The sequence below is a fragment of the Nocardia sienata NBRC 100364 genome (assembly GCF_001613205.1).
Classification (GTDB): domain Bacteria; phylum Actinomycetota; class Actinomycetes; order Mycobacteriales; family Mycobacteriaceae; genus Nocardia; species Nocardia sienata.
This window is the reverse complement of the sequence record NZ_BDBX01000014.1, coordinates 1-20617: the sequence shown is the minus strand read 5'-3', so window position 1 is coordinate 20617 and position 20617 is coordinate 1. Positions and strand designations below refer to the sequence as shown.

The window sequence follows — 20617 nt, the reverse complement described above, 5'->3', positions numbered from 1 at the left end:
CAAACCGGATATTTACTCGCTATCTGCGCGTGCATCCGTGTATTCGGTGGTATCCACCGGATACCAGCTAGTCAGGAACTATGCAGGAATCGAATATCATTATCGACGCAGCGAAGGAGTGCAGTGCCGTGAAGGTGGATATGACGGGTGCTGTGTGGCGGAAGAGTACATACAGCGGCCCGGACGGGAACTGCGTGGAGGTGGCATTTCTCGTAGACGGCAACGTGGCGGTCCGTGATACGAAGGATCACGGCAGCGGGCCGGTGCTGGCCTTCGCGCCGGGCGAGTGGGCCGAGTTCCTGTCCGGCGTATCGGTAGCGGACTTCCGCAGCGCCTGACGGTTTTCGCGATATCGGGCAAGGCGGCCCCGGACCCGACGGGTCCGGGGCCTTTGCGTGCGCGGATCGGGGCCGAGTCCCGCCGGCGGCATCCATTAAGGTCGGCCGGTGATCCCGCTGGCACCCCCGGACGCGACCATGTACTGGCTCTCCCGGCGCACTCGAAACGACCAGTTCCTCCTCTACTGTTTCGCCGAGTCCGCCTGGGAGAACGCGCGGTTGCACGAGGCGGTCGTCGGGCGGTGCGCCACGATTCCCGAACTGCGGGTCAGGTTGTGCCCGGACCCCACCGGACTGTCCTATCCGGTGTGGGTTCCCGCCGAACCCGAGCCCGCCCAGTTCGTGACGCACCGGCTCGACCGGCCACACTGGTCCGGCCTGCTCGCGGTCCTGGGACGGCTGCTGGGCACCGGCGTCGATGCCGCCCGGCACCCCTGGCGGCTGCACATCTTCCGCGGTATCCGGGAGAGCCCGGCGCCGGATCCGGCGGTGACCGTGGTGGTGCTGCAGATATCGCACGCATTGGTCGACGGCCGCGGCGCGTCGCGAATCGCCCGGGCCCTGTTCACCGACGACCCCGGTACTGCGGCCACGCCGGGTATACGCCCCCTGTCGCGTTCCCGGCTCACGGTGCGCGCGGGGCGCGCGGGACTGACCCTGCCACTGGATATCACGCGGACTGTGCGACGCGGACTCGCCGCCGGTCGAGCCCGGGCGGAGCTCGCGGAACTCACCGCGGCCGGGCGCGTGCCGCAGGCCGCGCCGGGATATCCGCCGGGGGTCCTCAATGTGCCGAGCGAGGTCAGCGGCCATGTGGTGGGGATGCTGGTCTGCCGGACGGCGGATTTCCGGATGCCCGGCCGCAGCGTCACTGTGGTGGGTCTGACGGCCATATCGTTCGCACTCCAGCGGTATCTGCGCGAACGCGGTGCCCAGACCGCTGCCCTGGGCGCCCAGGTGCCGATGGCGATACCGCCCCGGTCCGGGGTTCGCAACAACTACCGCAGTCTCGGCGTCGATCTGGCGATCGGCGAGGAGGACCCGGTGCGGCGGGCCGCGGCGATCGCCGCGAATCTGGCCGCCCGGCGGGAACGGGCCGTACACCCGCTGCTCGGCGCTCAGGACGCGGTGACCGCCGCACTCCCGCCGCTGCTGCTGCGGCGCGACGTGCGGAACTATCCGATCGACAGCGTGCCGGAGCGGATCACCGGCCATACCGTCGTCTCCAGTGTCGACCGCGGCCCGGCCGATCTGCACTTCGGTGCCGCCCCGGTCCGCTTCACCGGCGGGTTTCCCGCCCTCGGTTCGGTGATGCGTCTCACACACGGCATCCACGGCATGGGAGACACCGTCACCCTCTCGCTGCACGCCGATCCGGCGGTCGTCCCGGACCTCGACACCTATGCCGAACATCTGCGTACGGCCATGCGGGACGTGAGCGGAGCCAGTTGAGGGGCCGGCCGGGCCGCGCGCCGACCGCTCAGTTCGGTTCGATATCGAGCTCTTCGCGGGTGGCGCCGATGAGTTCGCGCTCGGCCGCCCGGACCTCGCCTAGCAACTGGTTCTTGTGGTCGCGTGCGGCGCGGATCTCCTCGGCCGGGGCGTCCTGCAGTTTCTTGCGCTGTAGCGTGAGCGCGGCCAGCAGCGCGTCGGAGAGGGTATCGGCCAGCCGGCGCCATTGTTTGTAATGCTGGTCCGAGCCGACCAGGCGCAGCACATTCGCTCGCTCCGAGCCGTCCTCCAGATCGTGGATCAGATCGCCGATGAGCTCGTCGGTCCACTCCTCGTCCCGCCGTAGCGCCTGGCAGATACGGCCGGACATGCTCAGCGTATCGGCTATCGCGGCGACCACGGTGCCGCGGCGCCAGTTCTCACCGGCCTGCCCGAGCGCGACGGCGTGCGCGGACTCGACCTGGTGATGGGCGGCGTCGAGCTGCAGCCGGGTAGTGTCGACCTGGCGTTTTGCGCTGTCGTTCTGTTGCTGGGCGGCCGCGGCCAGAGTGCGCTGAGCACGCTCGTCGGCGGCGGCGATCGCATCCCGGTTCGTCCGGTTGTTGACCAGTACCGCGATCACCGCCACGCCGCCGAGGACGAGCGAACCGAGCAGTGGCAGCCACGACTGCCACCAAGCCGGGGAACTCTGAACGACTTCGATCACCTGGGGATCCACGGCGCCCATAATGGCACCGTCGGCGCGAGCGGGCGCGACGGCCGTCACAATTGGGTGATCAGCGCGGCAAACCGCTGGATATCTTGCCCGGTAACGGGATTCGTGCTATGAGACCGGCCGGTGTGCCGGGGTCCGGACCGGGGATGAGCGGGCGTTTTCACGATGCGCCGGGGTGGCAGGTATGCTGCTCGGCGGAGGATTCGCCTAGTGGCCTATGGCGCTCGCCTGGAACGCGGGTTGGGTTAACAGCCCTCGCGGGTTCGAATCCCGCATCCTCCGCCACCGAATCCGCCGGTAGCAGTCCTGCTACCGGCGGATTCGTGTTTATTTGCGCAGCTCGTCGAGTACTTTGCGGATCTGGTCCCGGCAGATCCGGTCCACAGTCGACCGATCCACCACCCCGTCGTAGCTGATGTACAGGTCGACCTTGACCGAGATATTGCTGTCCTTGGCCGCGACCGTGTAGTCCAGGGTCTGGAACGACGAGTAATCGTTGACCTGGGAGGAGTAGTAGGCGTCCTCGCCCAGCCCGTTCACCGCGCCGGAGGAGTAATCCGTGCCGGTGGTGGCGGTATCGGATTTCTTCCAGTCGTCGTAGCCGTATGAGCCGTATTCGCTGTCGAAGGTGACATCGAGACCGAGCCGGGCACTGTTGGAGCCGGTGCCCTCATTGTCGACCTGGCAGTCCAGCGAGCCGCCGCCGTAACTGGCCGGGGCGTGCTCCTGGTGGGTGGTCTCGTCGCGGTTGGCGGCCCACTGGTCCAGGACGGAGGCGTCGACGAGGTCACAGGCGTTGGTGACGTTCTCCATGCCGTAGTCGCCGCCGGCCCCCTCGGACCCCGAGTCGGAATTCACCAGCGCGATTCCCCCGATCCCGCAGATCAACAGGATGACGAACAGCACCACACCGACCACGATCAGGGCCGTGTTGTTCTTCGACCGTGATCGAGCGGCCGCAGCGGCCCCGTATCCGGTGGGGGTTCCGAAATGGGACGGTCCGGACTGCCACGCGGGGCCGGGGGCCGGATACGGCTGCTGCCCGCCGGCGTACTGCTGCCCGCTCGAATACTGCTGTTGCGCGCTCGGGAACTGCTGCCCGCCGCTCGGATGCTGCTGCTGACCACTCGGATGCTGCTGTCCGCCGGGGTACTGCTGTTGCTGACCGCTCGCGTACGGCTGCTGCTCACTCGCGTAGGGCTGCCGGCCGCTCGGATACGCCTGCTGATCGCTCGAGTACGGCGGCGCCGCCGGGTGCGGGTTCTGGCCGCTGGGGAACTGCGCGGCGGCATTCGGGTTCACCATTGTCGGATCCGCGCCCGGGGTGCTATCCGGCCCCGGCTCGCCCGCCCCGCCGGGTGTCTCCCACCACTTTGTCTGCTCCGCACGTTCGTGCTCCGGCGGATTCTCCTCGGTCATCCTCGCCATCCCCTCGTGTGGTGAGGGAATATCCCCCTCCGGCTCAGGAGAATGGTAGCGAGCACGGGGCCGACTCGGGCCCGGCCGGTGCGAGCGGTTCCGGCCCCCTGCGGCGCGCGACCGGGGGAAGCCGCTACACTGGCCGACGGATCCCGCGCGGCGCGCATCCTGTGAACTCCCCCAGGGCCGGAAGGCAGCAAGGGTCAACGGGCTCTGCCGGGTGCGCGGGGTCCCCTTAATTCAGGCGGGGGCCTCATTCGGATCGTGCGATGTGTTGTCGGCCGTCCATGGACCGGGGGCCATTGAGCACTTGCTGGTGATGTGGGCCTGCCCAGGTCGATCGAGGCGTGTGCCGCACCGTTCACCTTTCGTCCTCCCGGAACGTGGCTCTGCGGTCGCGGCCGCCCTCCGGGTTCTGGAACGCGTGCGGTCGGCCGTGCATGGGTGAGCGACCATCGAGCTCTACCCTGCCGAAGGCGGGTCCACCGAACATAATGCGGTGTCCGGAACCCCAACACCTCCCGGTGGCGATGGGTGCGCGGGTAACGTGGCGCGGGGCGGCCGGACCCAGCGGTCGTCGTAAGCGAGCACTCACCAGGTAGTTGGAAAGGCTGTCCACGATGCCCCGGCAAACGCAGATCGGTTTGATGAGTCCCGAGGAACTCACCGCCGAGCACGAACTCCAGTCCGCGAACTACGCGACGCTGCAGGCCGCTCAGCTCACCCTCGATCTGACCCGGGGAAAGCCCTCGCCGGAACAACTCGCCCTCTCCTCGGCGCTGCTGTCGCTGCCCGGCGACGGTGATTTCCGCGACGGCACCGGTACCGACTGCCGTAACTACGGTGGGCTGCACGGACTTCCGGAGCTGCGGGCCATCTTCGGCGAACTGCTCGGTATCGGCGTCGACAATCTGATCGCGGGCAACAACGCCAGCCTGGAGTTGATGCACGACACCATCGTCTTCGCGAGTCTGTTCGGGCTACCCGATTCGCCGCGGCGGTGGGCCGCCGAGCCCACCGTGAAATTCCTGTGTCCCAGCCCCGGTTACGACCGGCATTTCGCGATCACCGAATCGCTGGGCTTCGAGATGATCACCGTGCCGATGCGGCACAACGGGCCCGACACCCGGATCGTCGCCGAGCTGCTGGCCGACGATCCGCAGATCAAGGGCCTGTGGGCGGTACCGAACTATTCGAACCCGACCGGTGTCGTCTTCTCCGAAGACGTGGTGCGCGAACTGGTCTCGATGCCCGCCGCGGCCCCCGATTTCCGGCTGTTCTGGGACAACGCCTACGCGGTGCACCCGCTGACCGATACCGCGGCGCCGGTGCTGGACGTCCTGGGCATGGCCGCGGCGGCCGGAAATCCGCATCGGCCGCTGGTTTTCGCCTCGACCTCCAAGATCACCTTCGCCGGCTCCGGAGTCAGTTTCTTCGGCGCCTCGACCGAGAACCTGAACTGGTACCTGAGTCATGCCGGGAAGAAGAGCATCGGCCCGGACAAGATCAACCAGCTGCGCCATCTGCGGTTCTTCACCGACGCCGCCGGGGTGCGGGCGCATATGCAGAAGCATCGTGCGATCCTGGAGCCGAAATTCGCGCTGGTCCTGCGGATCCTCGAGGAGCGGCTGGGCGCCTCGAAGGTCGCGTCCTGGACCGAGCCGAAGGGTGGCTACTTCATCAGCCTCGACGTCCTCGAGGGCACCGCGGCGCGGGTGATCGAACTGGCGAAGAACGCCGGAATCGCGTTGACCGCGGCGGGTTCGGCCTTCCCGTACAAGAAGGACGCCGAGGACAAGAACATCCGGATCGCCCCTAGTTTCCCGGCGCTGCCGGAGCTCGAGCAGGCCATGGACGGCCTTGCCACCTGCGTGCTGTTGGCAGCCACCGAGAAACTGCTGAAGTAGGAGCCGGAAGACCCGGAGGTCAGCGGGGTTTGCGGACGTGCACGGCGAACATGGTCACCGAGAGGTGGATATCACCGGCCGCCGCGCCCCGGGCCAGATCGGCGAGTAGTTTCTCGCGCTCGGCCTCGGTGATCACCCGCCGGGCCACCGCCATGGCGGAGACCCGGCTGACCAACGCTCCGGCTCCGGCCGAACGGTCCTGGATCAGTGCCTGCGAGCCGGTGCTCTCCACCTCCAGCCCGGCCGCGGTCAGCAGACCCGCCAGCCTGCGGCCCGAGTAGGGGTTGGTCGTCGCCGAGACGAGCGTGTCCACGACCTCGCGGACCACGCGATGCTCGCCGGGGTGCACGATGGCAGATCCCCAGTCGGCATCCATCACCACGGCCCGGCCCCCGGGACGCAGTACCCGGGCGATTTCGCGCGCGGCCCGGGCGGGTGCGGTCAGATGCTGGAACACCCGCTCGCACAGCACCGCGTCGAAGGTGGCGGACCCGAACGGGATGCCGTAGGCGTCACCGGAATGGAATGTGGCCGACGAACGCGCCTCGGCGGCGCGCGCGACGGCGGCGGCGAGCAGGTGCGGATCGGGTTCCACACCCGCTGCCGAACCGGTGGGCCCTACCGCCTCGGCGAAGGTGATCACCTCCGATCCGGTGCCGGAGCCGATATCGACCGCGTGTTCACCCGGCTGCAGCGCCAGGGCTTCGTGGGCCCAGTCGCGTAGCCGGGTGAGTCCCGGAAGAGTGGCCTGTAGATCGCGGACATCGACCAGCTGATCCTGGCCCGCGGCATCGAAACGGTCGGGGCGTAACCCGAAACTGTCCATGGGTCCGTGTCCATCCAGTGTGGTGGGTGGCTTTGTCGCCGTGTCTGGCATGGGGGCGAGCCTAGCGGAGAACGGCACAGTGCCCGTGGGATCATCGCTGGTAGTCCAGAGTGAGGAGCAGGGCATGGCCAAGTTGTGTCTGGCGCAGGAACCCGAGGCCGACGAGCTGCTCTCGGAAAGCTCGCTGGCGCTGCTGATCGGGATGCTCCTGGACCAGCAGTACCCGCTCGAACACGCTTTCCGGGGCCCCAAGAAGCTCGCCGACCGGATGGGCGGACTGGATATCCACGCGATCGCCACCGCGGACCAGGCCGAGTTCGAGGAGCTGGCCGCGACGCCGCCCGCCATCCACCGCTACGGCCGGTCCATGGCCCGGCGGATCCAGGACCTCGCCCGCTACGTGATCGAGCACTACGACGGAGACGTGGCCGCCATCTGGACCGCCGGCGATCCCGACGGCAAAGAAGTGCTGAAGAGATTGAAAGCGCTGCCCGGTTACGGCGACCAGAAGGCCCGGATATTCCTCGCGCTGCTCGGTAAGCAGCTGGGGGTGCGCCCGGCCGGATGGGAAGCGGCTGCCGGGGACTATGCCGAACCCGGATCGCGGCGCTCGGCGGCCGATATCGTCGACGGGGAGACCTTGCTCGAGGTACGCGCCTTCAAGAAACAGATGAAGGCTGCCGCCAAGCAGAAGTGACCCGCGCTCCGGCCTGTGCGCGGGTCAGCGTATCCGGGCCAGCCGGGTGAGTTCGGCGGCCAGATCGGATTCGCCGACCGGGGTCAGCGTCAGATGGCTGCCCGCGGCCAGCAGGTACCGGCCGTCGCCGGTGAAATCCAGCCAGGTGCGGTGTACCGGTGGCGGTGACATCGGGTCCTCCGGGGCGATGGAGACCGTGAGGAACCCCCGTGCGTCGATGGGCCGGTGCAGGATCTCGCGCAGTCGCTCGGCCCGGCCGGGCCGAGGCCGGCCCGGGTCCGGGCAGAGAACGGCTTCCCGTGGTGCTCGCATGGCCGGAAGGGCTCCGGGTCCGGCCGGGCCGAGCGCGGTAGCGAGGTGTTTACCGATATTCCGGGCGTGACAGGCCGTGATGCTCACCTGCCCCGAATACGCGCGGATCACCGCGCCCCAGTTCCCGAAGGCGACGGCGAGCGCGAGGATCGGGTCGGGGAGGCGCCGGTCGCCGTCGAATTCGTCGCCGAAGACGGTCACCCGGGTGACATCGGTGCGGGCGAGAAAGCGCAATGTACCGGTGAGATCGGCATCGCTGTTCGGCGGAAACCGGGAGTCCAGCTCCAGCGCGGCCCGTGCGCTCTCGGTGGTGACGGTGGCTCGGGGAGCCAGGTCTATGGGGTGGGGCCACCGGTCGAGCCCGGTCTCGGTCTGCCAGATATGACCGAACTCGTCCGGCGTGAACACCCAATCCATCAGTGTTTCCCGTCACCCGGTCGGGTTCTGTCCGGTTCCTCGGCCTCGGTGTACTCACCGAAGACCGGCGGGACGGCGGGCGGTGTAGCGGTCAGCTGCTCGTTCGGTGCGTGCAGATATTCCGGACTGCTGCGTTCGCGATCGGGTGTCCGTGACGGCACCGGTCCGGGTGCGGCCGGCAGCGGGAATCCGCTCGGTCGCACCGTCCGGGCCCAGGGGTGTTCGGATCGCTCGGTCACCGCCGGGTCCACCCCGGCGCCCGTGGGAGCGAATGGGTCGCGTGGCGCCTCGGTGGTCGGGCGGGAGGGGGCCGAGCGGGCTATCTGTTCGCTCTGGACGGCCGCGGCGCCTGCGTCGGGATCGGTCGCCTGGGGCGTGGCCGGTGTCGATGAGTTGACCGAGCCCGGCCGGTGGCCGCCGAACGGTGATCCGGGGGCGGTGTCGGCGCGGCCGGCCGGTTCTGCCGGACTCCATCCGGCCGACGCGGGCGGTCGGGGTGGTACCGCCGCGGGAACGGGGCTCGTATCGCCTCGGTCCAGGAACCCGGCTGCCTGCGGTACCGGACCCTGTGCCCGGGTCGGACCGGCTGCCCCGGCGCCGTCCGCGGCGGCACGGTCCACGGTGGGCGCAGTGGAAGTGGACAGCGCGGCCGGGGAGGTGTCGGCCGAACCGGCAGCGTTGCTTTCCGGCGTGGAGTCGGATGGATCGACCACTGCGCCGGAGGACAGCGCCGTCGTACGGGGCGGCGGCGCGGCCGTATCGGGAGGTAGCGCTGCTGGATCGCGAGGTGACGCCGGTGTACTCGACAACGGCGCCGACGCATCCGGAGAGGGTTCGGATGTACCGGCAGGTGGCGCCGTGGGTGCGGACTCCGGCGCCGCGATCTGGGCGGCCGGCCGCGGTGCTGCTGCCGGTGAACCGTCGCTTTCCCCGCCGCGTACGGCGACGGGGGCTCCGGGATCCGGAGCGGGATCGTGGGCCGGCTCTTCCTGGGCGCCGTCCGGCGCCGGGCTCGCCGACCACGGCGGGGCGACTGTTTCCTGGGATGGCGGCGCCGCCGCGGATGAGTCCGGTAGTGCCGGCGGCCCCGCCGTGGGCGGTTCGTCTTCCGCAGCCCCGGCCCCCGGCGGGGTGAATCGGGGGACGGCGTCCCCGCTGGCCGGGATGGTCGGGTTGTAGCCGAAGGTCATCGCGTCCTGGGCCTCGGCTGTCAGGGTCGCCGCGGCGGTGTTGTAGGTCGTGCGCCGCCGCGCGCCGGTGGCCGCCTCGACAGCAGGGTCGGGATCCGGCAGGTAGGGGCTCGGTGGGGGCGGGATCGCCGCGCGAACGGATTCGGCGGCCGCGGAATCGGCCGACAGCAAATTCTCGACCACGTGGCAGACCGCGACGGCGTCGTCCCCGGCCTGGACGAACGTGGCCGCGGCCCGCGCCGCGGCCACCGCCGCGAGACCCGACCAGTCACCGGAGAAGCGGGCGAGATCGCGGGCGAATTCGTCGAAGGCCGTTTCCACCGCGGTCGCGGTATGACCCCAGGTATCCGCGAGACGGCTCAGTTCGGCCGGTGCCAGTACTTCCTGTACCAGGTCCCAGATCTGCTGATGGGTGTACGCGCCGAATACTTCACGGTCGGGTACGTAGGCCGGGTCTGTGCCCGCCCCCGCGGTACCCGGCTGCCCCTGCTGCGCCACTGTCGGCCCCCTTGGTTGCGCGATCCGGCGCACCGTCGCGGCGCATCGGATCGCATGGTTCAATTTTTCTGCACCCCTGCGTAATCGGACATACTGCCGCATGTCATGCGGTATCCGCCACCGTGCCGGTGAGGGCCGCGCTGTTGGCGGCATCGGCCTCGAGAAAAAGCGCGGCGGCCGCCAGGTACGCGGCCTTGTGTCGCAGCGCTGTCTGTTCGAAGGCAGTGAGGGTGTCCAAGTACTCCTGACCCTTCGCGGCGAAACCTCGCGTCAGCGCATGTCCCGACGGCAGATCCGGAAACCCCCGCACCTCGGTGAGGGCGGCCGCGCTCATTCGCGCCTGCCGGATTCGCTCCGCGAGCCGGTCACACGATTCGGCCAGGCCGCGGGCGGCCGCTTCGGACATATGGAACTCTCCGGCCCGCGCCGCCTCGTACAGGCGGACGGCTGCCGATTGGCCCAGATCTGGTACGGGCATCGTCTTCCCCCTTCGACTCCCCACCGTGCGCTCGGAGCATAGCAGCGGAAAATGCCGTGTACCAGGGTCTTCGCGGTTCGCCGGGCGTGCTGGCGGGAGTGCGGTGGCATATGGGTCGGGCGACACGCCGGGGCATTCCGAGGCGCGCCGATTCTCCGCCGCCGCGCGGACAATATTCTCTCCGCGCACGGGTCGGCGATATTTTCCGGAGGTCGGCGGACAATATTCTCCGGGCGCCGACGGCGAATTGGGAGGTCTCGACCGGACCCTTATTTCCCGGATGTCAACGGAGAATTGGGGTAGGTCGATGTTTCGAATTCACCACGGGCCGGGTACGAGGCCGATACCACACCGCGGGCTGCCGAGAATGACTGTGCACGACGGGAAGTCGGGCGGGGAGGTACCGGGAATATGGGGTCGAGCAGGGCGAACGCCCGGGCGCGCGAGACGAAGATCGCGGAAACCTTGGTGTTGCGCCCGCGGAGATGTTAATTTATTCGTTATGTCTACCAGCAACGCCGACTCGCGGAAGGTCACCTATGTGACCGCCGCGCTGGGTCTGCGTCTGCCCCTCACTCGCGAGTTGTGTTGCCGCCGTTGCCGCGGTTGAGCGATTCGAATCTCCCAGCCGCCTCGTTGCAGTTGTAGGCATATCCCGTTTCGCGGGAAATATTCATCGAGGAAATTCATATGGCTGTCCGTACCGCCGAACGCACCGCGCCGCAGGCTTCCACTGTTCGTACCCGAGTTCCTCGTCCGGTGGTCGCCCCTGATCTGCGGTTATCGGACAACCCCGCCGCGGCCGTGCTGCGGGCCGCCACCACCGGACCGGTGTTCCGGGACAAGACGGCCCGGGCCACCGGACTGAGCATCGCCACCGTCAATCGGCAGGTGTCCTCGCTGCTCACCGCCGGTCTGCTGCGTGAGCGCGCCGATCTGACCGCCTCCGGCGCGGTCGGCAGGCCCCGGGTGCCGTTCGAGGTCGACCACGACACGTTCGGAACCCTCGGTGTGCACATCGGCGCCGCGTCCACCCGGATCGTGGTCTCGGATCTGCGCGGCCGGATCCTCGGCGGCCTCACCATCGCCACCCCGCAGACCGGCCAGGAGTTCGCCGTCAAAACCGTCGCGCACAGCGCGAAATCCTTTCTGCAGCGCTGGTACCGGCGTACTCCGTTATGGGTCGGCGTCGCGATCGGCGGCCGAGTGGATCCCGGTACCGGTATCGTCGACCACCCGAAACTGGGTTGGCAGGCCGCGCCGGTGGGTGCGGTGTTCAGTGAGGTCCTCGGCCTCCCGGTGACGATCGCCCCGCACGTCGAGGCCATGGCCGCTTCGGAACTGCTGCTACCGGGCGTGAGCCAGGACGCGGCGGAGGACCACGGCCGGGCCGCGCACGGCAGCAGCCTCTACTTCTATGTCCGGGAGACCGCGGGAATCTCGGTGACCCTCGACGGCCGGGTGCACACGCCGAGCAACGGTCCGGGTTCGATCGCGCATCTGCCCACCGGCTCCGACGTCGAATGCTCGTGCGGCCGGCGCGGCTGCTTGGAGGCGACCGTCGGCGACCGCGGGCTGCACGCGCGCGCTGTCGGGCGGGGAATCATCCCCGCGCACAACGGTAAAGCCAGTTCCAGCATCGCCGACCTCTACCGGGCGGCGGCGCACGGTTCCGACCCGGCCCGCGAACTGCTGGCGGAACGGGCCGGCGTCCTCGGCCGGACCGTGGCACTGGTGCGGGACATGCTCAACCCCGATCGGGTGGTGCTCGGCGGGCAGGCGTTCACGACCTACCGCCCGGGCCTCGCGCATGTGGCGCGTGCCTTCAACGAATCCACGATGCTGCCGCCCACGGATATCCGGGTCACCGGGTACGCCTCGAAGGTGCAGGAGTTCGCGGCCGTCGTCACCTCGCTGAGCGCGCTGTACGCCGACCCGCTTGCTGCGCTGCGCCGGGTCACGGCATGAGCGAGTCAGGCCCGGAGGCGGTAGCGCAGCGTGACCACGTAGGGCCCTCGCTCATGCCCGGTGAAAGCAGCATGAGCGAGTCAGGCCCGGAGGCGGTAGCGCAGCGTGACCACGTAGGGCCCCGCTCATGCCCGGTGAAAGCAGCATGAGCGGGTCAGGCCCGGAGGCGGTAGCGCAGCGTAACCACGTAGGGCCCTCGCTCATGCCCGGTGAAAGCAGGCGCTAGCGCTCGAACGTGCCCCGTGCGGCCGAGGCCGCACGGGGTTCTCGCATCATTTCGCGGGGAACAGCGATTCGATCGCGGTGATGAAATACGGGAAATGCACGGCGAACCGGTGCAGATCCCGGTCGCGTTCGAAACCGCCGAACCAGTACAGCCCGGGCTCGTCGTCGGCGGAAGGGTCGATATCGCGGAAGGTACGGACCCAGTTGTCGGCTCGGCTCCAGACCACCATGTAGGGCAGACCGCGGGAGAACACGAGTTCGCGGTCGCCGGGCGGGATCTGCCGGCTGGTGACCTGTTCCAGACCCCGCTGCAAGCCACGGACCTGCGCGGTCAGTGTCCGCCCGAAGGCGGTGCGCACCGGCAGGAACCGCTGGGCCGCGAGCAGTGCGCCACCGGCGAGCGCGATCGCCACACCCACCAGGGCGTGTCCGGCCAGGAGAGCGGCGAGGACGGTCACCGCGGCACCGAGGACGACCAGTCCGCCGCCGAGCCACAGCGGGATCCGGCGGCGGACGGGGTCTATGAAGGCGCCGCGGTCGACGGCGTCGGCGACCATGGCCCGGCGCAGTGGTTCGGTGGGCAGCCGGCCGGGTGCGGCGAGTTCGGCCATGGTGACCGCGTCGGTGCCGGGCGGCAGCAGCGCGTCATAGACCGTCCGCTCGTAGGTACGCAGCTGGTCGTCGGCCGGGTTCACCCGCACCAGCCGCCACTGGGTCTCACCGATTCGGGAGATCCACAGATAGTTGCGGACCGCGAGATCCACCACTGTAGCGGCGATATCGGTCGGGTCGGAGTGACCGTCGAGCAGGACACCGGCCTCGCCCGGCAGAATACCGTCCGGGGAGCTGAAGTGGGTCCGCCCGCCGCTGCGCACCAGCGGTTCCATCGGCTCGGCGGGGACCGACTGCCGGCGTACCCAGAACACGTAGGCGGCCAGCGCGACGAGGGCGGCCACCAGCAGGCCGAACGCCACGAGCACGGGCCCGGTCACCGCGAACGGTGAATCGCCGGGGCCGGTGATATCGGCATTCGGCGGTACGGTTCCCGGCGGGATCTGCAGGGTCAGGTCGACCGATTCGCCTTTGCGCAGATTCGTCTGGTCCAGGTACATGACGCCGTCCGGCTCGATCCGCACCTGGGCGCAGGGCCGGGTGTTGCCGATCGGGCCCAGGAGGCAGTCGACGATGCCCATTTCGAAACTGGGGCTGATGAGCGAGGCATGGATTTCGGCGAGATCGACATTGAGCACCCCGAACCAGCGGAAAACCTGACTGCCTTCGGCATCGCTGACCGTATTGCGCACCGAATAGCGGACCGTCGTCTCCCCCGGGCCCGCGTCCACCGTGAACAGGTCGTCGGCGATGGTCGCACTGCCGGGGCCGCTGGTCTCGATGTCGGCGACCGCGAACCGGCGTTCGGAATCCTCGCTGATCTGCACCCGCAGCGGCAGTGTCATGGTGAACCGTTCACCGGGCGGAACGGTTACGCGCTCGGTCACTTCGAGGATGCCTTCGCGGTTCAGCGTCATATCCAGGTACAGGATCGAACCGACCGGCTCCTGGGCCCGGGCCGCCGGTGCGCTCGTCCCGAAAGCGGCGAGAAATCCGGTCAGTGCGAGCAGCAGCGCGAGCGCGCCCCCCCGAAATATGAGCATGACTCGTAACCTTAGACAGCTTGCTATCCTGCGTCAGCGGCTGTTGGTGTTCGGAGAAGGTGAGGGGGTCCGGGGGAGTGACGCAACCACCTTACGGGCGCGGACCGGTACCGCCCGGCAGGCAGCCGGTACCACCCGGTGGCCGGCCCCCGTACGGTCCCCGGCCCGGTGGACCGCCACGGCCGCCTTATCCGGGCCCGCACCCGGGTTACCCTCCCGCTCAGGGCTATCCGCACCGGCCGCCGCCGCCCGGCTATCCCGCACAGGGCCCGATCTCCGGTTATCGTCCGATTGTCGCCCCGCCCATGCCGCCGCCGGTGCCCTATCGGGTGCCCAACGCACCGCGGCCGCGTAGCCGGCGCAGCAGTGGCAGCACGTTGCTGGTGATACTCGCGGTGATCCTGGTGGTGGTCGGCGCACTCGTGCGGGGCGCGCTGAATTCCGACGGCCTGAGAGTGCTCGGCCCGCAGCCGGAGCACAGTTACGACATCGGCGAAACCGGTCCCGCCGAAACCGGGACCAATCCGCTGCTCACCGACCCGGATGCGACGCTGATCCCCGCGAACTGCGAGTACGCGCAGTGGTCGGCCGACGAGGACACGGCCCGGGCGTTCTTCTCCAGCGCCGAGAAATGCCTGGAGGCGGCCTGGCAGCCGGTCCTGGCGGACGCGGGCCTGCCGTTCGAGCCGCCGACGGTGCTGGTGTCGGCGGATACCGAGGGCATCACCACACCGTGCACCGGTTCGACCGACAACTTCGCCGCGTTCTACTGTCCGGCCAACCGGACCATCTATATGCCGGTCAGCCAGTTGCAGACCGACTACTACCACGACAACTGGGTGGTCTACCTGTCGGTGTTCGCCCACGAATACGGGCATCACATCCAGAACATGTCCGGAATTCTGCTCGCCGCCAACAGTGCCCGGGTCGACGCCGGCGCGCGCAGTCCGGAAGGGCTGGAACTGTCGCGGCGAGTGGAACTGCAGGCGAACTGCTTCGACGGAATGTATCTGGTCTCCTCGGCCGACGGCGGTGCGCTCACCGACGCACAGATGACCGATGCGCGGACCGACGCCGATCATCGTGGCGACCAGCACGGCGATATGCGCGATCACGGCACGCCGGAGAACGGTGGCCGCTGGTTCGGGTTGGGCGTCGAACACAATTCGACCGCCGAGTGCAACACCTTCACCGCCTCGGCGGACGCGGTGAGCTGAATCAGTCCGACGGATCCGGTTCGCGTATCCGCGAGCGCAGCTCCATCACCCACTGGGTCATTTCCGCGGGAGACTTGTCCGGGCCCATCAGTTCGGTGAGCACATGCCCGAAACATGCGGCGTCGAGCACCCTTTCGGCGACGGCCATCGGATCACCCCAGGGTAGATAGGGTTTGGCCAGCAGCAGTGAGGCGATGCCGTGCGCCGCGGCCCACAGTTCGAGCACCAGCGGGGTGGGGTCCGCGCGGTCGATGAGCCCGTCGGACATGGCTTCTTCCACGGTGGCGGCGAAGTACCGGAATGCGCCGCTGGTCAGCACCATGTCCACCGCGCCCTGATGGGTGGTCGGGATGGTCGCCAGCCGGTACTGCTCGGGGTGGTCCAGGGCGAACCGCACGTAGGCGAGGCCGAGCCGGTGCAGGCGCAACGCCGGCGGGTCCGCCGGATCCACGGCCGCCTGCATCGCGGTGTTCAGCGCTTCGAAAACCTCGGCCACCGCCGCCTCGATCAGTGCGTCCTTGTCGGCGAAGTGGCGATAGATCGAGGGCGCGCTGACCCCCACCACACCCGCGACCGCGCGGATCGATACCGCCCCGACATCGCCCGTGCGCTCGAGCAACTCCCGGGTGGCGGTGATGATCTCCTCGCGCAGCCGGCTTCCGTGCCCGCGGGGGGAGCGTGGCCGCCCGGTCATACGCGCACCGGTGGCTCGACGGTTGTCCCCGGCGCGTCCAGAGGTTCCTCGCTGAACCCGATCCGGTCGTGCAGCCCGGCCAGCGGTTTCGGCGCCCACCAGTTGAGCGGGCCCATCAGTTTCATGAGTGCCGGAACGAGCAGGGCCCGGATGAGGGTGGCGTCGGCGAGCACGGTCAGGGTCAGGCCCAGGCCCATCAGCTGGATGAACGACACCTTGGAGGTGGTGAGGGCGCCGATCACGATGGCCATCAGCACGGCCGCGGCGGTGAAGATACGCCCGGTGCGGGCCACCCCGACGGCGACGGCTTCGGTGTTGGCCTCCCGTGCCGACTCCGTGCCGCCGTGCCCGGCTCGCCGGCGCAGCCATTCTTCCCGGATTCGCGACAGCAGGAACACCTCGTAGTCCATGGACAGCCCGAAGGCCAGGCAGAACATGAGGATCGGCATGGTCGGCACCAGGTAGCCGACGGCGGTGAAGCCGAGCAATCCCTGCAGATGGCCGTCCTGGAAGATCCACACCATGGCGCCGAACGCGGCGGTCAGTGAGAGGGTGTTCAGCAGCAGTGCCTTCAGCGGCAGGATCAGGCTGCCGGTGAACAGGAACAGCACCACGAATGTGGACAGCACGATGAGCAGACCGGCCAGCGGCAGCCGCTCGGCCAGTGCGTCGAGCGAGTCCTCGTTCACCGCGGCGGAGCCGCCGAACAGAGCCGGGGCGGGTGGGTCGATCGCCCGCAACGCGTCCAGCTGTTCCGCGCCGGCGGGGGAGAACGGGTCGACCGTGCTGTTGACGGTCAAGTACGTGCCGGTGTCGTTTGTCATCCCCGGGGGAGTAGGGGCGAGCCGGTTTCCGGAAACATACACGCCGGCGGCGGACAGCACGCCGGTGATGTTGTCGACTTCGGACAGCCGGGCCGCGTATTCGCCGACCCCGCGTTCGTCGCGATAGCCGTCCAGCACGATCGTGGTGTTGCCGCCGGGATCGGCGCGCGGGAACTCCGCCCGGATCTCGTTGCCCACCTGCCGGCTGGCCGCCGAATCGGGCAGTACCCGCTCGTCGGGATATCCGAACTTCGCCGAGAGGAACGGCGAGCCCAGCGCCAGCATGAGCGCCACGATCACCACGGAAACCGGGACGGCCGCCCGCATGACCCGCTTGACCAGGCGGTACCAGCCGGTCTGCTCCGGCACCATGGCGCCCAGCGGCTTCGGCTCGCGGCCGAACAGGCGCAGGACTGGCGCCCGCAGGTCGAGGGCGTTGACCCGGTGCCCGAGCAGTACCAGCGCGGCGGGCAGCACCACGATCGACGCCACGGCGGCCGCCATCACCACCGCGACGCCGGAGTAGGCGAACGAGCGCAGGAAGTACAGGTCGAATACGAGCATCGCCGACAGCGACAACGCCACGGTGACCGCGGAGAACAGCACGGTGCGACCGGCGGTCTGCAAGGCCCGGACGGTGGCCGTGCGCGGGTCGCGGCCGGCCGCGAGTTCCTCCCGGAACCGGCTGACGATGAACAGGCTGTAGTCGATGGCCAGTGCCAGGCCCAGCGCGGTGGTGAGGTTCATCGCGTAGATGGAAACGTCGGTGACCAGGGTGAACAGCTTGAGGATCGCCAGCGTGGCAGCGATCGCGAACAGTCCGACCAGCAGTGGCAGCGAGGCGGCTATCAAGCTGCCGAAAACCAGGACGAGCACCACCAGGGTGAGCGGTATCGCCGCGGTCTCGGCGACGGCCAGATCGTGGGTGATCTGGTCGTTGACCTCTTGGAAGGTCGCCGCGGTACCGCCGGCCCGGACGGTCACCCCGTCGGCCGTTCCGGTGACCTGCTCGCCGAGATCGCCGGCGGCTTCCTGGATCTGGGTCTCGTCGCCGGTGAAGTTGACCGCGATGAGTCCGGATTCGCCGTCGGTGCTGCGCAGCACGCTCGCGACCGCCGGGGACGGCGCGGTCCAGTACGACTGGACGCTGTCGGTGTCGGGGTGGGCCCGGACGATATCGATCACCTGGAGGGCGCGTGCCCGCACCGCATCCGCGTCGACCCCGTCCGGCGATTCGACCAGCAGGATGTAGTTGGGCGCGGCGCCGTCGAAGTTGTCGGTGAGCTGTTCGGCGGCGCGGATGGATTCGGCGTCGGCGGAGACGAACCCTCCGGATTTCAGCCCCGCGGCCGCGGTGGCACCGAAGATCGCGCACAGCAGTGCGACGGCCAGTGCGCCGATGAGTATTGCGCGGGGAAATCTGGTGGTGAACTGCGCGATGCGGATCAGCATGTCGTGGGCCCCCGGATCAGTAAGTTAGTGGCGTTAGCGTAACGCTGTTAACCCAGGGAGGGAAGGGGCAGGACGGACGGTGCGGTGAACGGCTGGCCACGCCGGGTGCGCGCTGTCGGTCTGCGCCGGTAACCTCTGGCCGTGGCTCTGTACCGGAAGTACCGACCGGCAACGTTCGCTGACGTGGTGGGCCAGGAGCATGTCACCGAACCGCTGTGTACCGCGCTCGACACCGGCCGGATCAGTCATGCCTATCTCTTCTCGGGTCCGCGCGGGTGCGGTAAGACCTCCTCGGCCCGGATCCTCGCCCGCTCGCTGAATTGTGTGCAGGGCCCCACTTCCACCCCCTGCGGCACCTGTGCCTCCTGTCTGTCCCTGGCACCGGGCGGTGGGGGTAATCTCGACGTGATCGAACTGGACGCCGCCAGCCACGGTGGTGTCGACGACACCCGCGAACTACGCGACCGGGCCTTCTACGCGCCCGCCGAATCCCGCTACCGGGTGTTCATCGTCGACGAGGCGCATATGGTCACCACGGCCGGCTTCAACGCGTTGCTGAAGATCGTCGAGGAACCCCCGGCCCATCTGATCTTCGTCTTCGCCACCACCGAGCCGGACAAGGTACTGCCGACCATCCGCTCGCGCACCCACCACTACCCCTTCCGGCTGCTGCCCCCCGCCACCATGCGCGGCCTGCTCGGCGGTATCTGCGAGCAGGAGCAGGTGCCCGTGGAAGAAGCGGTGTATCCCTTGGTTATCCGCGCGGGTGGTGGGTCCCCGCGCGACAGTTTGAGCGTGCTCGACCAGTTGCTCGCCGGCGCCGGGTCCCAGGGCGTCACCTACTCGCGCGCCGTCGCACTGCTGGGGGTGACCGATGTGGCGTTGATCGACGACGCGGTCGACGCGCTGGCAGCCGGCGACGGCGCCGCCCTGTTCGGCACCGTCGACCGGGTGATGGAGGCCGGTCACGATCCGCGCCGGTTCGCGGTGGACCTGCTCGAGCGGCTGCGCGACCTGATCCTGCTGCAGGCCGTACCCGATGCCACCGAGCGCGGACTCGTCGCCGCGCCCGCCGACCTGCTGGACCGGATGCGCGGGCAGGCCGCCCGGCTCGGGCCCGCGGCCCTCACCCGCTACGCCGAACTCCTGCACGCCGGACTGGGCGAGATGCGGGGAGCCACCGCGCCGCGGCTGTTGCTCGAGGTCGTCTGCTCGCGGATGCTGCTGCCCGCCGCGGACGAATCCGAGGCCGCGACCCTGCAGCGGCTGGAACAGCTGGAACGGCGCGTCGCCTCGGGCGCCGTCGCAGCCCCGGCCGTCGTCTCCGCGGGCGGTGAGCCGGCCCGCCCCGCTGCCGAAGCCGCGCCGCCTGCCCAGCTCGCCGATCCGTCCCGCCGCCGGGGGGCCGAAGCCCTGGCCGCGCTCCGGGAGTCCAAGAGCGGCCGGTCGGCCGAGCGTGCCGCCGGCGACGCAGGAGCCGCGTCCGGGGCGGTATCTTCCGAGCCCGGGTCACCTCCAGCGCCCGCCTCGGGTGGAGGAAGCCCGGAAATGTCGGCCACCGCATCGGGTTCCGATGTGGTTCAGGGTCGTACGCCGGAGCCCCGGCAAGCGGCTCCCGAAGTTTCGGAAGAGGCGCGGGATACGGGCGGACAGCCGCCGGCCGGCCCCCCGCGCGACCCGATGACACCTGCGCGACCGGAGGATCCGGCCCGCCCGGCCGCCACGGAAGGTGGGCAGACGCACGGCGCGGGACCGATACCGGCCGGGCAACCGGCCGCCCGGATCCGTCCCGGCAACGGGACCACCCGTGCCGTGGACACCGGATCCGACGCGGAACCGGCGGCCGCCGTCCCGGCGTCGGAGAGTCCGGCGCCGGCGGCGAACGAGCCTGTCGGCGATACCGCGTCGCCGACCGCGGCTGCTGATCCGGCGCCGGCCGATCCGGAGTTGCTGGCCGCGGTGGAGGCCGCCTGGCCGGAGATCAAATTGAAGGTCAAGGAGTTCGGGCCGACGATCGGCGCGATGCTCACCTCGGGGGCCGCGGTGGCCGCCGTACAGGATGGCGAGATCGTGCTGGCCCACCACGCGGCGCTGGTACAGCGGCTTTCCCAACCGCAGCCGTTGTCGGAGGTGCGTGCGGCGGTGAGCGCGGTGCTCGGCCGGGAGCATCCGGTTCGCTGGGTGGTCGCGGGTCAGCAGATCTCGCGCGGACCCGGTGGGCGTGAGCGCGGCGGCCGCCGGACCGGCGATTCTGAGTCCGGTGATTCCGAGGGCGGTCGCCGAGGCACTGCCCAACGCCCGGCGTCGAGCCGGCCCGGCGGCGAGCCGGCGGA

General features: G+C 69.4%; 16 protein-coding genes, 1 tRNA gene and 1 other RNA gene. 9 read left to right on the top strand and 9 right to left on the bottom strand.

The features are described 5' to 3' along the window. The first annotated feature begins 80 nt into the window (after positions 1 to 80). Together NS4_RS10240 and NS4_RS10235 are read left to right on the top strand one after the other, a co-directional pair. Complete coding sequence (locus NS4_RS10240; RefSeq protein WP_369690208.1) at positions 81 to 338, top strand: DUF397 domain-containing protein; 258 nt, start codon at positions 81 to 83, stop codon at positions 336 to 338. Positions 339 to 446: 108 nt separating this feature from the next. Continuing rightward, positions 447 to 1790 carry a wax ester/triacylglycerol synthase domain-containing protein gene (locus NS4_RS10235; RefSeq protein ID WP_063059293.1) on the top strand — a complete coding sequence of 448 codons (1344 nt, stop codon included), beginning with the start codon at positions 447 to 449 and terminating at the stop codon, positions 1788 to 1790. Between the two features lie 28 nt (positions 1791 to 1818). Here the strand turns inward: NS4_RS10235 and NS4_RS10230 are convergent, their stop codons facing one another. Then, positions 1819 to 2517 carry a hypothetical protein gene (locus tag NS4_RS10230; protein ID WP_063059292.1) on the bottom strand — a complete coding sequence of 233 codons (699 nt, stop codon included), beginning with the start codon at positions 2515 to 2517 and terminating at the stop codon, positions 1819 to 1821. 184 nt (positions 2518 to 2701) lie between these two features. Here NS4_RS10230 and NS4_RS10225 point away from each other — a divergent pair. Further along, positions 2702 to 2790 (top strand) — tRNA-Ser (locus NS4_RS10225). 42 nt (positions 2791 to 2832) lie between these two features. On the opposite strand, the gene NS4_RS33330 is transcribed toward NS4_RS10225, so the two are convergent. Further along, positions 2833 to 3924, bottom strand: a complete 1092-nt coding sequence (locus NS4_RS33330) for a hypothetical protein (protein WP_157105985.1) — start codon at positions 3922 to 3924, stop codon at positions 2833 to 2835. 144 nt (positions 3925 to 4068) lie between these two features. On the opposite strand from NS4_RS33330, the gene ffs reads away from it, so the two are divergent. Further along, positions 4069 to 4163: signal recognition particle sRNA small type (gene ffs, locus NS4_RS10215), an RNA gene on the top strand. Between the two features lie 381 nt (positions 4164 to 4544). Next, complete coding sequence (locus NS4_RS10210) at positions 4545 to 5831, top strand: aspartate aminotransferase type Ic (protein ID WP_063059290.1); 1287 nt, start codon at positions 4545 to 4547, stop codon at positions 5829 to 5831. 19 nt (positions 5832 to 5850) lie between these two features. Here the strand turns inward: NS4_RS10210 and NS4_RS10205 are convergent, their stop codons facing one another. Beyond that, positions 5851 to 6657, bottom strand: a complete 807-nt coding sequence (locus NS4_RS10205; protein ID WP_063059289.1) for a methyltransferase domain-containing protein — start codon at positions 6655 to 6657, stop codon at positions 5851 to 5853. A 124-nt stretch (positions 6658 to 6781) separates the two neighbouring features. Here NS4_RS10205 and NS4_RS10200 point away from each other — a divergent pair, with 124 nt between their 5' ends. Next, positions 6782 to 7354, top strand: coding sequence for an HhH-GPD-type base excision DNA repair protein (locus NS4_RS10200; RefSeq protein WP_063059288.1), 573 nt, complete (start codon positions 6782 to 6784; stop codon positions 7352 to 7354). Between the two features lie 24 nt (positions 7355 to 7378). Here NS4_RS10200 and NS4_RS10195 read toward each other — a convergent pair whose 3' ends face one another. The 3 genes from NS4_RS10195 to NS4_RS10185 form a co-directional block, all read right to left on the bottom strand. Further along, entirely contained in the window at positions 7379 to 8083 is a 705-nt protein-coding gene (locus NS4_RS10195) for an ESX secretion-associated protein EspG (RefSeq protein WP_063059287.1), read from the bottom strand. Continuing rightward, positions 8083 to 9771: a hypothetical protein gene (locus NS4_RS32810; protein ID WP_174552082.1), complete on the bottom strand. Its 1689-nt coding sequence runs from the start codon at positions 9769 to 9771 to the stop codon at positions 8083 to 8085. Before NS4_RS32810 ends, NS4_RS10195 begins: the two co-directional genes overlap by 1 nt. A gap of 103 nt (positions 9772 to 9874) precedes the next feature. Further along, entirely contained in the window at positions 9875 to 10249 is a 375-nt protein-coding gene (locus NS4_RS10185) for a hypothetical protein (RefSeq protein WP_063059286.1), read from the bottom strand. Between the two features lie 690 nt (positions 10250 to 10939). On the opposite strand from NS4_RS10185, the gene NS4_RS10180 reads away from it, so the two are divergent. After that, positions 10940 to 12217 (top strand): ROK family protein, encoded by a 1278-nt coding sequence (locus tag NS4_RS10180; protein WP_063059285.1) that lies wholly within the window; start codon positions 10940 to 10942, stop codon positions 12215 to 12217. Between the two features lie 272 nt (positions 12218 to 12489). On the opposite strand, the gene NS4_RS10175 is transcribed toward NS4_RS10180, so the two are convergent. Then, positions 12490 to 14097 carry a DUF2207 family protein gene (locus NS4_RS10175; protein ID WP_063059284.1) on the bottom strand — a complete coding sequence of 536 codons (1608 nt, stop codon included), beginning with the start codon at positions 14095 to 14097 and terminating at the stop codon, positions 12490 to 12492. A 329-nt stretch (positions 14098 to 14426) separates the two neighbouring features. Between NS4_RS10175 and NS4_RS10170 the strand changes: the two genes are divergently transcribed. Next, entirely contained in the window at positions 14427 to 15314 is an 888-nt protein-coding gene (locus NS4_RS10170; protein WP_245665246.1) for a neutral zinc metallopeptidase, read from the top strand. 1 nt (position 15315) lies between these two features. On the opposite strand, the gene NS4_RS10165 is transcribed toward NS4_RS10170, so the two are convergent. Together NS4_RS10165 and NS4_RS10160 are read right to left on the bottom strand one after the other, a co-directional pair. After that, positions 15316 to 16008: a TetR/AcrR family transcriptional regulator gene (locus NS4_RS10165; protein WP_063059282.1), complete on the bottom strand. Its 693-nt coding sequence runs from the start codon at positions 16006 to 16008 to the stop codon at positions 15316 to 15318. Then, complete coding sequence (locus NS4_RS10160; RefSeq protein ID WP_063059281.1) at positions 16005 to 18284, bottom strand: MMPL family transporter; 2280 nt, start codon at positions 18282 to 18284, stop codon at positions 16005 to 16007. The genes NS4_RS10165 and NS4_RS10160 overlap by 4 nt, the downstream gene beginning before the upstream one ends. A 186-nt stretch (positions 18285 to 18470) precedes the next feature. On the opposite strand from NS4_RS10160, the gene NS4_RS33325 reads away from it, so the two are divergent. Further along, positions 18471 to 20617, top strand: a 2147-nt coding sequence (locus NS4_RS33325) for a DNA polymerase III subunit gamma and tau (RefSeq protein WP_439955772.1), incomplete at its 3' end; no start/stop codon positions are given.